This window comes from Microbacterium sp. GCS4, assembly GCF_001262495.1.
Classification (GTDB): domain Bacteria; phylum Actinomycetota; class Actinomycetes; order Actinomycetales; family Microbacteriaceae; genus Microbacterium.
In genome coordinates this window covers 77,629-91,684 of the sequence record NZ_LGYE01000004.1, presented here as the reverse complement: position 1 = coordinate 91,684, position 14,056 = coordinate 77,629, and the positions used below count along the sequence as shown (strand labels likewise).

The following is a 14,056-nucleotide window of genomic DNA, read 5'->3' as shown; positions in this document are numbered from 1 at the left end:
TTGTACAAAGTTGTCAAGCGGTCTTACATCGAGGCGCAGGACCATAGGATTGCACGAAAGACGGAGGGGCGGACGTGGCAGCGACACTGACGGACGTGGCACGACACGCGGGCGTGTCCATCGCGACCGCGTCGCGTGCGTTCGGTGAGCCCGACCGCCTTGCGCCCGCGACGCTCGACCGAGTCCTGGAAGCCGCGACCGAGCTCGGCTACGCCACACCTCAGAGCGCCTCGACGGCGACGCGCACCTTCGGCGTGATCCTGCCCGACGTCGCGAACCCCGTGTACGGAACGCTGCTCAAGGCCATCCAGGGGCAGGCCTGGCACGGTCGGCACCGCATCGTCGTGTTCGACGCCGATGAGGACCTCCGCCGGGAGCGCGAGCAGATCGAGCAGGCGCGCAAGCTCGACGGCATTCTCCTCTGCTCGCCGCGCCTCCCCGACGCCGACGTGCTCGAACTGGTCGGCGACACCCCCTGCGTCGTCGTCAACCGGCTCATCGACGGTGCGTCGTGCGTGGTCATGGACACCGAGCACGGCCCTGCGCAGGCCATCGAGCACCTCGCCGCGCTCGGCCACACGCACATCGCCTACGCCTCGGGTCCGCGGGGCTCCTGGGCCGACGTCCGCCGCGCCGACACCGTCGCCAGGGCCTGCGAGCGCCACGGCATCCGCCTCACCCGACTCAGCCACCAGGCCGCGTCGATCCAGGGCGGACGCGCGGCGGCCGCCCCTGCCGCAGCCAGCGGGGCGACTGCTGTGGTCGCCTACAACGACCTCGTCGCGCTGGGACTCGAGGCCGGGATGCTGGAGCTCGGCCGCCGCTGCCCCGCCGACATCAGCATCGTCGGGATCGACGACATCGATCTCGCGGGCGCCGTCACGCCCGCCCTCACGACCGTGCGGATGCCGATCGACCGCAGCGGAACCGTCGCCGTCGACCTGCTGCTGCAGCGGATCGCCGGCGAGACCATCGACGATGTGCCGCCGCTCGCCTCGCAGCTGATCGTGCGCGCTTCGACCGCCGCACCCGCCGCCTGACCAGCCGACGGAAGGACCGTCTGTTTCTGCCATACGGCAGAAACAGACGGCGCATTCCTGCCATACGGCAGAAATAGACGGGCGGGAGCGGATCAGGCGTCGGCGAGCGCGCGATCGACCGCGACCTCGACGTGCAGGGCCGTGGTCGGGAACACCGGCACCGGAGAGTCCGCGGCCGAGACGAGCAGCTCGATCTCGGTGCAGCCGAGGATGATCCCCTCCGCGCCCTGCGCCACGAGACGCTCGATCACTTCGGCGTAGCGCTGCCGCGACTCCTCCCGGATCTCGCCGTGCACGAGCTCGTCGTAGATCACGGCGTGCACGAGCGCCCGGTCGTCGGCGTCCGGCACCACGACCGACAGTCCGTGCGCCGAGAGACGCTCGCGGTAGAACGGCTGCTCCATCGTGAACGCGGTGCCGAGAAGGCCGACCCTCGTCACGCCCGCCGCCGCGACGGCCTCCGCGGCCACGTCGCCGATGTGCAGGAACGGTATGTCGACGGCATCCTGGATCTGCTCGGCGACCAGGTGCATGGTGTTGGTGCACAGCACGAGGATCTCCGCACCGGCCGCCTCCAGCGCTCGCGCCCGTGCCGCGAGGAGGTCTCCTGCGGCGGCCCAGTCGCCGCGCATCTGCATCGCCTCGATCTCCGCGAAGTCGACTGAGTCGAGCACGATGCGCGCGGAGTGGTATCCGCCGAGCCTCTCCTGCACACGCTCGTTCGCGAGGCGGTACCACTCGAGCGACGACTCCCAGCTCATCCCGCCGAGCACGCCGATCGTCTTCATGCGCGGTCCCCCGTGTTCCCATCCTGCGCCGTGCTCTCGCCGAACTGACGCTCCCAGTCGCGCAGTTCGCTGCGCCCGATGAGCGAGTCCAGCGACACCTGGAACAGCAGGCCCTTGCGGCCGTTGACCTGCTTGATGTTGTCGACGATCTGCGTCGTGACCGCTGCGAGGGCTTCGCGCACCTCCCCGATCCGCTCGTCCGGCGCATCCCACAGGTCAGGACGGGTGAGCAGGTCGAGGAGGTAGTCGGGTTCGAGCGCCGCGACCAGACGGGCGAGTTTGTCGGAGTACTCGGCCTCGGCCAGCACGCTCTGGTCCTCGCCCGCCCTGGCGTCGAGGCGGAGGAACAGCTGCTCGACGTGCGAGGCGAGGGTGTCGATTCCGGCGGCGGTCTCGCCCGCGATCGCGTTGCCGGAGACCGATGCGTAGGCCGGGCGCAGTTCACGGAGACGGTCGATGCGCAGACGGATGCCGGCGGGGATGGGGTCTGTGGAGGCAGCGGGAGTCGCTCGGCTTCGGCGGCGACGGATGATGAGACCGATCGCAGCGCACGCAGCCGCGAGGAGCACGACGCCGCCGATCAGACCCGGTACGAGCAGATCGGCGCCTCCCGTGCCGCTGCCCCCTCCCGGGGAGGTCGGCGTCTCGGCGGAGATCTCCTGCACGGTCTCGACCAGTGCGTCGGGGAGGGAGCCGGCCGACGCCTCGTTCTCGTTCGCGATGCGCAGCGCCACCTCTCCGTCGATCGCCGAGGAGTCCGCCTGCAGATCCGAGCCCACGGCGAGGATCACGGTGTCGTGATCGCCCGCGGACGTGAGGCGCTCGAGGATGTAGGTCTGATACGGGAGATTCCGCCCGGCTGCCTCGGGCAGCACGACGACCGCGATCGACCCGTCGGACGGGACCACGCTCGCGAGCTGATCCTGGAGTGCCGTGTGGCCTGCGACCTCGGAGTCGACGTACACGCTCTGGGTCGCGATCTGTTCCAGGGCGTCGTCGAGCCAGGGGTTGCCGGATGCGGTGACGGAGGGCATCGCGTCCTCAGAAGTTGTTGATCACGGACGCGAACACCAGGTCGATCCGCTCGGCGTCGGACGCGTCGAACATCTGCCCGCCGGTCGCGTCGGCGATGCGCTGCAGCGCGGACGTGTCGGCGCCCTCTCCATACGCGATAGGGAATATGCGCACGGGAGCATCGTCGCCGCCCTCCTTCGTGCTCTTGCCGATCTTCGCGATCAGCGAGTCGAGGGACATGCCCGAATCGGTGTCCTCCCCGTCGGAGAGCACGACGATCGCGTTGATGCGCCCGGGCTCGGCTCGCTCGCTCATGGCCTCGTAGGCGAGCAGGATCGAGTCGTACAGTGGGGTGCCGTTGCGCTGCGCATAGCGCAGATCGTCCAGCGAGGAGTCGAGCTTCTCACCGTCGGAGCCGAGGGCGGTCACATCGCGCAGCACCTCTATGCCTTCTCCGGCATCCGAGGAGATCCCCGTGGTGAAGGCCCACACGCCGATCTCGTCCGTGGACCGGAAGTGGTCCAGGGTCGTCTGCGCGCCCTCGATCGCGCCGTCGAGACGCGAGCGGCCGTCACCGATCGGATCGTCCATCGATCCGGAGATGTCGATGAGCTCGAGCACCGACGAGGGCTTGCGCACCTGCGTCCACTGGTCGATCGCCGTGGAGATCACGTCGACGTCCGGCTTCGGCAGGGTCACGGCGGGAAGCGCCGGATCCACGCCGAACTTCGCCGTGAAGAGGTCGCCGAGCGGCACCGACTCGTCGAGCGGGCGGAAGCCGTAGTCGGGGAGGATCTTCTGGGCGGCGGTGGTCTGCAGGAACGCCGCGAACGCCTCGCCGGCCGTGCGCTGCTCGGGCGTCACCCAGTCGGCGCCGAGCACCGTGACCGGGTTGTCCGACCACATCGAGCCGCCCGCGGGGTACACCGCCACCAGCTTCGTCTTCGGCGGGGTCAGGGTCTCCCCGGGCTGCACGGTGTGCGAGTCGGGGTTGCCCTGGTTGTAGTTGAGCAACGAGGTCTCCTCGAGCGCGACGGCCGAGACGTACGCCGACCCGTTCGAGCCGTTCTGCGTCTCGTCGTAGAGCGTCGAGAGCACGTTGCCGGTCGTGTCGCCGTAGTGGATCACGCACTCCTCGAACACGCGGGAGAAGTCGGCCGACGCATCGACGTCGGCCGCGGTGAGGCCCTCGCTCTTGCCCGTGGCCTCGTACGACTGCATGAGGATGGTCGACAGTCCGGTCGTCGACGTGTTCGGGTTGGTCTTCGAGATCTTGAACGCGCCCCAGATGTCCTTGCCGACGCTGCCCCAGCCGGCGGGGTCCTGGCAGAGGTTCTCGAGATCGGTGATGCTGATCGGGGTCTCCGGCCAGCCGAGCGCGGTCGCCATGGGCTCCGGCATCCCGAAGACGACGGGCGTGCGGGTGAAGGACACGGGCTCTCCGACGAGGTTCGCGGAGGCCGCTGCGGCGACGCGGTCGGTCCAGACCGTGGAGGCGGGCGACCACAGCGTGGGCCACAAGGCGCGGTCGTCGCTCGGCCAGTCCTCGCCCGAGGTGAGGAAGCGCGTCGCGTTGCCGGAGGAGACGTTGGTGGGACGCACGGTCGCGCACGTGTCGAGGTCGTCGTGCTCGGGGGAGTCCTTGAAGGCCTTCGCGAGCTCGTCGAGCATGTTGACCTTCTCGGACGAGGTCGCGACCGTGATGTGCGTGCAGCCGTCGTCGGGGAATGCCTGCCCGCCGCCGCCCTCTGAGCCGCCGTCTTCCCCTCCGGCCGTGCAGGCCGTGAGCACCAGCGCCACCGTCGCCGCGAGGGCGAGAGCCGCGGGCGTGCGTCGTGCGGGTGTGCGTCGTGCGGTGCGAGGCGCGCTCATGCGCCCAGAGTACCCGGTGGTCAGGCGTCGACGGACGACCCCTGCAGGGCGTGCACGACCGGCGCGAGCTCGGGCTGCGTGACGGCGTCGCCGAGAGTCCGTTCGAGCGTCTCGTCGTGGATCGGGTGCGCCCGGTCGTACAGTGCGCGACCGGCGGGGGTCAACTCCGTGTAGATGCCTCGGCGATCGTCGGCGCACAGGATGCGGGTGAGCAGGCCCCGGTCCTCGAGGCGTGTCACGAGTCGCGTCGTCGCACTCGGGCTGAGAGCGGCTGCGCGGGCGAGCTGCTGCATCCGCATGTGCCAGCCGTCCTGGCGGCTGAGGGCGTCGAGCACGGTGTACTCGACCACCGACAGGCCAACCGAAGCCCCGAGTGCGCGTTCGAGTTCGGCGTCGATGATGCCGTGCAGTGCGGCGAGGGTGCGCCAGCCGCGTGCGCGGATCTCGACGGCGTCGTCCGAGATGCCCATGGTGTCCTCCGATCGCGTGCGAACGCGGGTAGTTGCTTGCGCGGCATAGTTGCGTGTGCAATGATTATGCGTCGGACGCAATATCCCGCGTCTGCAACTACTTTAGCAGAGGACCACGGAACGCACCCATGCCACTCGGACTCATCGCACTCGCCATCGGGGCCTTCGGGATCGGACTCACGGAGTTCGTCATCATGGGCCTCCTGCCCGAGGTCGCCCACGACTTCGGGGTCGCCGAAGCCACGGCAGGCTGGCTCATCTCGGGCTACGCGCTGAGCGTCGTGGTGGGCGCACTCGGACTCACGGCCGCCACCACGCGACTGCCCCGCAAGCCCGTACTGCTCGGACTGCTCATCCTCTTCGTCCTCGGCAACGCGCTGACGGCCATCGCTCCCGACTACTCGGCCGCCATGGCCGGGCGCATCGTCGCCGCCCTCTGCCATGGAGCCTTCTTCGGCATCGGCTCCGTCGTCGCGGCAGAGCTCGTCGCCCCCGCGAAGAAGGCTCGCGCCATCGCCATCATGTTCACGGGCCTCACCGCCGCGAACGTCCTCGGCGTCCCCTTCGGCACCTTCATCGGCCAGCAGTACGGGTGGCGGGCGACGTTCTGGGTCATCTCCGGCATCGGCGTGCTCGCGTTCGCCGGCATCGCGGTGCTCGTTTCGGCACCACGCGGCTCCGCGGCGCACGTGAGCCTCCGCGGAGAGCTGAGCGCCTTCCGCTCCGGCCAGGTCTGGCTCTCGCTGATCGTCACGGCGCTCGCGTTCGGCGGCATGTTCGGCGCCTTCACCTACATCGCCTACACGCTCACCGGCGTCTCGGGCTTCGACGCCGCGGCCGTGCCCTGGCTCCTCGTGCTGTTCGGCGCCGGTCTCGTGATCGGCAACTGGGTCGGCGGACGCCTGGCCGACGGCGCACTCGACCGCACGCTCCTCCTCTTCATCGGGGCGCTGCTGGTCGTCTTGGTGCTCTTCGGGCTGCTCGCCTGGTCGCAGCCAGCGACCATCGCGATCCTCGTCGTCATGGGCGCATTCGGCTTCGGCACCGTGCCGGGACTCCAGACCCGCATCATGCACTACGCCGGCGGCGCCCCCACGCTCGCCTCCGGCGCGAACATCGGCGCCTTCAACGTGGGCAACGCCCTCGGCGCCTGGGCCGGAGGCCTCGGGATCTCGGCCGGTCTCGGCTACACCTCGCCGATCTGGATCGGCGCCGTGATCACGGCATCCGCTCTCGTCGTCATGGTGATCGCGGTCGTGACCGCGCGACGGCCCCTCTCGACGGCATCCGGCTCGCTGCGCACGGTCGTCGTCTGAGGGCTACTGCGCGCGCATGTACTCCTCGGCCGCCTGCACCTGGGCGGCAGAGGGGCGGATGCCCGTGTAGAGCACGAACTGCTCGAGGGCCTGAAGGGTCGCGACCTCGGCTCCCGTGATGACGACCTTGCCGGCTGCGCGCCCCGCACGGACCAGCGGGGTCTCGGCCGGAAGCGCGACGACGTCGAACACCACCGAAGCCGCGGTGATCTGCTCCTCGGCGAACGAGAGCCCATGCTCGTCCGCGCCGCCGGCCATGCCGATGGGGGTGATGTTGACGATGACGTCGGCGGTGGCATCCGCGGCATCCGCGACCCAGGAGAAGCCGTACAGGTCCGCGAGCGCGCGCCCGCGCTCCTCGTTGCGCGCGACGATCGTGACGCGGCGGAAGCCGGCGTCACGGAAGGCTGCGGCCGTCGCCTTCGCCATCCCGCCCGAGCCGCGAAGAAGGACCGTGGATGCCGGGTCGAGGGAGTTCCGTTCGATGAGCTGGGCGATCGCGCTGTAGTCCGTGTTGTAGGCCGTCAGCACGCCATCGTCGTTGACGATCGTGTTCACCGAGTCGATCGCGGTCGCCGAGGGGTCCATGCGATCGACGAGGGCGATCACGTCCTCCTTGAACGGCATGGAGATCGCGCACCCGCGGATGCCGAGGCCGCGTACCCCGGCGATCGCCTGGGCGAGGTCCGTGGGCGCGAACGCCTTGTAGATCCAGTTCAGTCCGAGCTCCTCATAGAGGAAGTTGTGGAAGCGCGTGCCGTTGTTGCTCGGCCGCGCGGACAGCGAGATGCACAGGGTCATGTCCTTGTTCAGCATGGTCACCGAACCAGGGTAGACCGCGTCACGTATCCGGATCGCCGTCGCCGCCAGACGTGGGAGCGGTCTCATACGACGCGCGCGGGCGTCAACCCCCTATGGCGGCAGCACCGCTCCTCCCCTATGGTGAGAGTGCGTGCACAGGGGATTGATCGTCTCCGTCCACCCCAGACGACGGACTGCCTTCCCCAGAGGCAAAGGCGATCCGTGCATGCGATTGGGCCCCCTCGAGTCGCTCAGTCCCCAATGCGCCACTCGAGGGGGCCGCTATCTTCTCGGAGATTTTCGACCTTTTTTCGCGTTTGTCCCCCAAATGGGGGACAGAACGCCCTCGGAGGGGTTAGGGTGGATCCTGACGCACCCTCCGGTCGTCTTCGGCCCTCATCGCTCCCCCCGCGGTGAGGGCCACACCATTTTCCGGGCTCCGCGCCGACGATCAGCGGATGACGCTCGTGCAACATTTGGGTTACGGGCTGAAACCAGGACTTCCGCTCAGCGCGTGCTCCACTAGCGTGGAGCACGTCGGGGCATCCTGCGTCGGCTTCTTTTTCAGCAGAACAGGCAGTAAATGGCTACTCAGGGCACGGTCAAGTGGTTCAACTCGGAGAAGGGCTTCGGCTTCATCTCCCCCGACGACGGCGGCGCTGACGTTTTCGCGCACTACTCCGCCATCCAGTCTTCCGGCTACCGCTCGCTGGAGGAAAACCAGCGAGTCGAGTTCGACGTGGCGCAGGGCCCCAAGGGCCTGCAGGCCGAGAACATCCGCCCGGTCTGAGACCGGTCGACTCGAGAACTCCCCGACCGGGGCCGCAGCGATCGCGGCATCCGGCGGGGAGTTCTGTGCTTTTCGCGGGGAGTGACCCGGGTCGGGGCATGGTCGTGCCACGCGGTCGCCGGGACGGCGAGGCTCGGCGGCGACCGCGGATCGCTCAGCCGAGCAGCAGCGTGCGCAGCTCGTCCGGCGTGCTCACACGGAACGCCGCGTCGTCGCCCTCGTGCGCGTCGCTGAAGCCCCAGTCCACGAACACGACGGGCACGCCATTCGCGGCACCGCCCTCGACGTCGTGGTGACGGTCGCCGATCAGCACCGGACGTGAGACGTCCGCTCCGCGCTCGGCCAGACGCCGCAGCGCCTCGGCGACGATGTCGGTCTTGGAGGCCAGAGTGGCCTCGTCCGGGGTGGCGCCGACCGTCGTGAGGAAGTACGGGCGCAACTCGAAGAAGTCGACGATCGCGTCGACCTGGATCTCCGGCTTGGAGCTCGCGGTGGCCTGCGGCACGCCGGCGTCATGCAGGTCGCGGATGATCGCGGGCACACCGGGGTACGTCGCGATGTCCGTCGTGTAGCCGTCGGCCTTGCCCAGCTCCCGATAGAAGGCGACGGCCTCGGTCGACTGCTCGGGTGTCATGCCCGCCTGAGCCTGGAACGAGTCGAACATGGGCGGCCCGATCCAGTGCGTCAGCTCCTCGCGGGTGGGAGCCGGACGGCCGAAGTGCGTGAGGGCGACGTTCAGCCGTCGGAGGATCCCGACGGAGGCGTCGACGATCGTGCCGTCGACGTCCCAGAGCACGCACGAGTAGGGGGAATGCACCATGCCCTCCAGCCTATGGGCACTTCCCCTGCACAGATTCCGCTCGCACGGGCTTATCCACGGATGCCGGGATGCCGGATCTCACACGGCTACGGTCGTGACATCTCCGCGGACGCGGAGCAGGATGGGGGCATGTTCGTGTCGATCGAGGTCATCACCACGCTGGCCAGCGCCTTCGCGGTCATCGCCGCGTCGCTCGCAGGATTCGCGTGGGTCGTGAAGCGCATGGATGATCGGTTCGCGCAGCAGGACGCCAGGATCGACGCGAAGTTCGCGGCGCAGGACGCGCGGATGGACGCTCGTTTCGCAGAGCAGGACGCCAGGATCGACGCCCGATTCGGGCAGGTCGACGCCCGATTCGCGGAGGTGCGCGGCGAGATCGCGGAGGTGCGTACCGAGGTCGCGGACCTCCGCGGGGAGGTCGTGGACGTAAAGATCTCCATCGCGCGGTTCGAAGGTCCGCCGCGGCGGTTGCTCACCCAGGTCTGAGAGAACTCGCGCTCAGAAGAGGCGCGGGATGCCCGACTCGATGCCCTTCATGTCGTCGTAGTCGAGGACGAGGCAGCGGATCCCACGGTCCTCGGCGAGCACGCGGGCCTGCGGCTTGATCTCCTGGGCGGCGAAGATTCCGGTGATCGGCGCGAGGTGCGGGTCGCGGCCGAGCAGTTCGAGGTAGCGCGTGAGCTGCTCGACGCCGTCGATGTCGCCGCGGCGCTTGACCTCGATCGCGATCGCCGCGCCCTCGGCATCCCGCACCAAGAGGTCCACGGGGCCGATCGCCGTCGGGTACTCGCGCCGCACGAGCGTGGTCCCCTCGCCGACGAGCTCCACCTGCTCCGCAAGGAGCCGCTGCAGGTCAGCCTCCACGCCGTCCTTCTGCAGGCCGGGGTCGACGCCGAGGTCATGGTTCGAGTCGTGGAGGATCTCGTAGATCTGCACGCGCAGCGCATCGCCGGTCTTCTTGTGCGTGACGCGCCACACCTCCGTGACGCCGGCACTGGCCTCCTCCTCCCCGGGCTCCTCGGGAGAGAGCGAGCAGGGAGGGCTCATCCAGTTCAACGGCTTGTAGCTGCCGCCGTCCGAGTGCACGAGCAGGCTGCCGTCGCCCTTGTGGACGAGCAGGCGCGTGGCGAGAGGAAGGTGGGCATTCAGCCGCCCGGAGTAATCGACGGAGCAGCGGGCGATGACGAGACGCACCCGACGAGCCTAACGGCATCCGTCGTCTGCGATGTCAGGCCGCGGCGACCGGCGTCTTCTCCTCCTCGCGCAGCGGGCGGGCGGCACCCGAGAACAGGCCGGACAGCACCGCGAGCACCACGAGGATGAAGAGCGTGTTCAGGAGCCCGATGTGCTCGCTGATGACGCCGAGCACCGGGGGGCCGCCGAGGAAGGAGATGTAGCCGATCGTGGCGGCCGCGCTGACGCGGGCCGCCGCCTTGGCCGGGTCGTCCGCCGCCGCCGACATGCCGAGTGGGAACCCGAGCGAGGCGCCGATGCCCCACAGCGCCGCCCCGAGGAACACGAGCGGGAGAGTGGGCGCGAGGATGAACAGCAGGATGCCGGCTGCCGCCGTGAGCGCGAGGACGCGCAGCACGATCACGCGGCCGAGGCGGTCGACGAGCGGTCCGCCGAAGACGCGGACCGCTGTCATCGCGACCGAGAACGTGGCGAGGGCCGCGGCTCCGAGCGCGGTGCCGCCGCCGTGATCCTCCGCGACGCCGAGAGCGAGCCAGTCGTTCGCGCCACCCTCGGCGAAGGACATGCCGAGCATCACGACTCCGATCGCGTAGGTGCGCGGCTCCCGCCAGGCCGAGAGCGCCACATGCATGCGCTCTCGCCAGTGGGGCTTGTCGACCTCGTCCGCGCCGCGGTCGAGGGCCTCCTCCCGGCGCGGCACGTTCGCGATGCTGACGATGCCGATGGCGAGGATCAGCACCGCGACTGCGAGAGTGTGACCGAACACGTCGATGCGCAGTTGGGCGGCGAGGGCGCCGGCTCCCGCGCCGATCACGGTTCCGAAGCTGAAGAAGGCGTGGAACAGGGGCAGGATCGTCTTGCCCGCGTGCTGCTCGATCGCGGTCGCCTCGACGTTCATCATCACGTCGATGCAGCCGTTGCCGAGCCCGAACAGCACGAGGCCGATCAGGACGACGGGGTAGGACCCGAAGACGTTCGCACCGATCCCGATCAGCGCGACACCCGAGGCGAAGGTGACGATCGACGTCATCATGCCGAGGCGCGCGCCGGTGCGCGCCATGATCGCGGGGCTCGACGAGATCCCGATGATCGAGGCGATGCCGGCACCGAGCAGCAGCATGCCGACCTGCGCCTTGTCGATCTCGAGCGCGATCTTGAGGTCGGGCACGCGGGACGCCCAGGTCGCGACCGACAGGCCGCTGGCGAGGAAGATCGCGAAGGTCGCGGTGCGCCATCGCACGTACTGCGATCGGGTGAGGGCGGTGTCCATCCGCCCAGCATATCGAATCGATTCGATCCTCGCGGTCGAGGTCGGGTTATCCTCGGAGTATGACGAGTCAGGAGCCCGCGCGTCGGGCCACCATCGCCGACGTCGCCCGTGAGGCGGGCGTGGCCACCTCGACGGCCTCCGTGGTTTTCAGCGGCAAGGCGAACGTCGCGCCAGCCACTCGCGAGCGGGTCCTCGCGGCGGCGGCCGAACTCGGCTACACCGGGCCCGACCCGCGCGCCGCCTCGCTCCGACGCGGACGCAGCGGGATCGTCGCCGTCGTGCTCGAGGGGCACTTGCGCGCCGCCTTCCTCGACCCAGTGACCACCGCCATGATGGACGGCCTGACCGACGGGCTCGCCGAATTGAGCGCGGGCATCCTGCTCATGCGCGACGAACCGGGCGACGACGGGTCGCCGCTGTCGAACGCGCCCGTCGACGCGGTCGTGCTGATCGGATGCTCGGGTCGCACCCGCGCGTCGCTCGACGTCGTCCGCGGCCGTGGCCTGCCGGTCGTGGTGATCGAGGGCGACGCGGGGGAGGGCATCCCGCGCATCACCCTCGACAACTCCGCGGCGGCGGCGGACGTCGCGCGACACCTGTACGACCTCGGGCACCGCGATGTCGCCCTCGTGACGCTCCCCCTCGACCAGGAGCGTGAGCGCGGCGCGGTGACCCCCGAGCGGATCGCGAAAGCGACGGTCGACGTCACGGTCGATCGCCTCGCCGGCATGCGAGAGGTCTTCCCCGATGCGCCGGCCGTGTCGGCGGGCGGCAGCCTGATCGACGAGGGGCTCGCGGTCGGACGGCTGCTCCTCGAGGATCCGGTGACACGCCCCACGGGGGTCCTCGCGCAGAGCGACCTGCTCGCGGTCGGGGTGATCCGCGCCGCCGAGGAGCTCGGGCTCCGCGTTCCGGAGGATCTCTCGGTCGCGGGCTTCGACGGCATCGACGCCGACGGCCTCGGCGATCTCGTGCTCACGACGAGCGTGCAGCCGGCCGTCGAGAAGGGCCGGGCGGCGGGCGAGCAGGTCGCACGGATGCTGCGGGGGGACGCCGGCGTCACACTGCACCTGACGTGCCGGTTCCGGCCGGGGACGACGACGGCCGCACCTGCGCGATGAGTCGCGCCCCACGACGCGACTAGGAGTGCGCGGGACCGAGGGGCAGAGGAGTCGACGCGAAGTCGAGGATCGTCCAGCGGCCGCACTCCACGATGCGGTCCGGCACCGCGGCCGCCGGCAGCTCCCACTGCACGGTCTGCGAATCCTGCAGCAGGAACGTCACCTCGCGCGCGTCGAAGTCGGTGCGGTTCACGAGCCAGGCGTAGCCGTCGAGCCGGTGATCGACCTGCACCAGCTGCGCGGGGTCCTTCAGATGGAGCTTCGGCAGCCGCACGGTCCAGAACTGCCCGGCGCCGATGCGCGGGGAGGCGTCGACCCAGTCGGTCACGCACGCGAGATCGGCATCCGGTCGCTCCGCGGCACCCGCGAGTCGAGGCACGCTCAGCCCGCCGGCGACGAGGACAGCGGCCGCGGCGACCGCTGCCGCCTGCCGCCGCAGTCGAGCCGGGATGCGGAGGGTCTGCGGGTGCGCCACGAGCGCGAGCACCGGGGCGAAGGCGAGCGGCTGCAGATAGCGCGCGGCGTGGGTGCCCAGCGCGATCGCGCCGATCAGCACGACGACCGGCAGGGCCCACGACGCGACGGCGATCAGTCGCGATGCGCTGTCGGCGGCTCGCACCGTGCGGACGACGCCGAGGGCGAGAAGAGCGACCACCACGAGCAGTGCGATCACCCCGAGGGGGTCCTGCAGACGGTCCGCGAAGAGCCTGCCGTAGTACTCGATCGATTCAGGCCACTGCCCCGGCTGCACGTAACCCGCACCCGTGTTCGCGATCCATGCCGACAGGGGAATACGCAGTGCGAAGCCGACCGCCACGCCCACGATCACGGTGACGACGAGGGCGAGTGAGCGTCGGCGAACGACGGCGCGCGATGCATCGACGAGGAGGATCGCGAGCAACGGGGCAGCGAGCCACGCTGCGTACAGGGGATTCGATGCCGTCGATACAGCGGCGATCCCGGCGAGCAGGACCGGGAGCAGGATGCGGTGGACGCTGCCGTCGCGCATCCGCCGGACCAGACCGATCGAGAGCACGACAGCGACCACCGTCGCCGAGTAGTACGTCGTCGTGAGCTGCAAGGAGGCGAGCTCGAGGGCGTCGCGTGACGCGGAGGTCTCGGTCATCGCGAGCAGGCCGAAGACCGCGACGGCCACGACAGACCACGCGACGGGAGCGCGTCCCTCGCGTCGGCTCCCGGCCGCGACGCGGAACGCGCCGTACAGCGCGAGCAGGTTCAGCACGGCACTCACCGCGAGCAGCGTGTCGACCCCCACCGGAAGGACCGCGTCGAGCGCCGTGAACACCGCAGCCTCCGGCAGGAACAGCACGCTCGACAGAACCAAGTCGAGCGGATCGCCGGCGAGCAGCGACCTCGAGAGCAGGGCGACGATCAGCGAGTCCCCATCGCGGAAGAGCAGCTCGGCCCGAGCCGAGGACGCGACGGCACCGGCCGCGGCGAGGGCGACCGCGAGTGCCAGCACCCATCCCGCCAGCTCCCGCACCCACGTCCGCGTCACGGGCCCACTCTGCCACGCGACCGCTCACACGACGACGTCGC

14 protein-coding genes are annotated in these 14,056 nt (G+C 69.9%); 5 read left to right on the top strand and 9 right to left on the bottom strand.

Translation table 11 applies throughout. The annotated features are described in order from the left end of the window. Nucleotides 1–74: 74 nt before the first annotated feature. Nucleotides 75–1,040, top strand: a complete 966-nt coding sequence (locus AKH00_RS14400; protein ID WP_050723460.1) for a LacI family DNA-binding transcriptional regulator — start codon at nt 75–77, stop codon at nt 1,038–1,040. Between the two features lie 92 nt (nt 1,041–1,132). On the opposite strand, the gene AKH00_RS14395 is transcribed toward AKH00_RS14400, so the two are convergent. The 4 genes from AKH00_RS14395 to AKH00_RS14380 are packed head-to-tail and all read right to left on the bottom strand — an operon-like array spanning nt 1,133 to nt 5,184. Beyond that, nucleotides 1,133–1,828 carry an aspartate/glutamate racemase family protein gene (locus AKH00_RS14395; RefSeq protein WP_050723459.1) on the bottom strand — a complete coding sequence of 232 codons (696 nt, stop codon included), beginning with the start codon at nt 1,826–1,828 and terminating at the stop codon, nt 1,133–1,135. Then, entirely contained in the window at nt 1,825–2,862 is a 1,038-nt protein-coding gene (locus tag AKH00_RS14390) for a hypothetical protein (RefSeq protein WP_050723458.1), read from the bottom strand. Before AKH00_RS14390 ends, AKH00_RS14395 begins: the two co-directional genes overlap by 4 nt. 7 nt (nt 2,863–2,869) lie before the next feature. Then, entirely contained in the window at nt 2,870–4,714 is a 1,845-nt protein-coding gene (locus tag AKH00_RS14385) for a substrate-binding and vWA domain-containing protein (RefSeq protein ID WP_050723457.1), read from the bottom strand. A 20-nt stretch (nt 4,715–4,734) separates the two neighbouring features. Further along, the gene (locus AKH00_RS14380; RefSeq protein ID WP_050723456.1) at nt 4,735–5,184 is read right to left on the bottom strand and encodes a MarR family winged helix-turn-helix transcriptional regulator; all 450 of its coding nucleotides are present in this window, start codon (nt 5,182–5,184) and stop codon (nt 4,735–4,737) included. 128 nt (nt 5,185–5,312) lie between these two features. Here AKH00_RS14380 and AKH00_RS14375 point away from each other — a divergent pair, with 128 nt between their 5' ends. Next, entirely contained in the window at nt 5,313–6,500 is a 1,188-nt protein-coding gene (locus AKH00_RS14375; protein WP_050723455.1) for an MFS transporter, read from the top strand. Between the two features lie 3 nt (nt 6,501–6,503). Here the strand turns inward: AKH00_RS14375 and AKH00_RS14370 are convergent, their stop codons facing one another. Beyond that, the gene (locus AKH00_RS14370) at nt 6,504–7,322 is read right to left on the bottom strand and encodes a shikimate 5-dehydrogenase (RefSeq protein ID WP_200903869.1); all 819 of its coding nucleotides are present in this window, start codon (nt 7,320–7,322) and stop codon (nt 6,504–6,506) included. A gap of 562 nt (nt 7,323–7,884) precedes the next feature. Here AKH00_RS14370 and AKH00_RS14365 point away from each other — a divergent pair. Next, nucleotides 7,885–8,091 (top strand): cold-shock protein, encoded by a 207-nt coding sequence (locus AKH00_RS14365; protein ID WP_050723454.1) that lies wholly within the window; start codon nt 7,885–7,887, stop codon nt 8,089–8,091. A gap of 154 nt (nt 8,092–8,245) precedes the next feature. On the opposite strand, the gene AKH00_RS14360 is transcribed toward AKH00_RS14365, so the two are convergent. Then, a complete protein-coding gene (locus tag AKH00_RS14360; protein WP_050723453.1) occupies nt 8,246–8,911 on the bottom strand; it encodes an HAD hydrolase-like protein in 666 nt (221 codons plus the stop codon). A 129-nt stretch (nt 8,912–9,040) separates the two neighbouring features. On the opposite strand from AKH00_RS14360, the gene AKH00_RS18420 reads away from it, so the two are divergent. Then, nucleotides 9,041–9,397, top strand: a complete 357-nt coding sequence (locus AKH00_RS18420) for a hypothetical protein (RefSeq protein ID WP_050723452.1) — start codon at nt 9,041–9,043, stop codon at nt 9,395–9,397. A gap of 12 nt (nt 9,398–9,409) precedes the next feature. Here AKH00_RS18420 and nucS read toward each other — a convergent pair whose 3' ends face one another. Together nucS and AKH00_RS14345 are read right to left on the bottom strand one after the other, a co-directional pair. Further along, a complete protein-coding gene (gene nucS / locus AKH00_RS14350) occupies nt 9,410–10,105 on the bottom strand; it encodes an endonuclease NucS (protein ID WP_050723451.1) in 696 nt (231 codons plus the stop codon). Between the two features lie 34 nt (nt 10,106–10,139). Further along, nucleotides 10,140–11,375 carry an MFS transporter gene (locus tag AKH00_RS14345; RefSeq protein ID WP_050723450.1) on the bottom strand — a complete coding sequence of 412 codons (1,236 nt, stop codon included), beginning with the start codon at nt 11,373–11,375 and terminating at the stop codon, nt 10,140–10,142. 59 nt (nt 11,376–11,434) lie between these two features. Here AKH00_RS14345 and AKH00_RS14340 point away from each other — a divergent pair, with 59 nt between their 5' ends. Next, nucleotides 11,435–12,496: a LacI family DNA-binding transcriptional regulator gene (locus tag AKH00_RS14340; protein WP_050723449.1), complete on the top strand. Its 1,062-nt coding sequence runs from the start codon at nt 11,435–11,437 to the stop codon at nt 12,494–12,496. Nucleotides 12,497–12,515: 19 nt separating this feature from the next. Here the strand turns inward: AKH00_RS14340 and AKH00_RS14335 are convergent, their stop codons facing one another. Further along, nucleotides 12,516–14,015, bottom strand: coding sequence for a hypothetical protein (locus tag AKH00_RS14335; protein ID WP_050723448.1), 1,500 nt, complete (start codon nt 14,013–14,015; stop codon nt 12,516–12,518). Between the last annotated feature and the right edge of the window lie 41 nt (nt 14,016–14,056).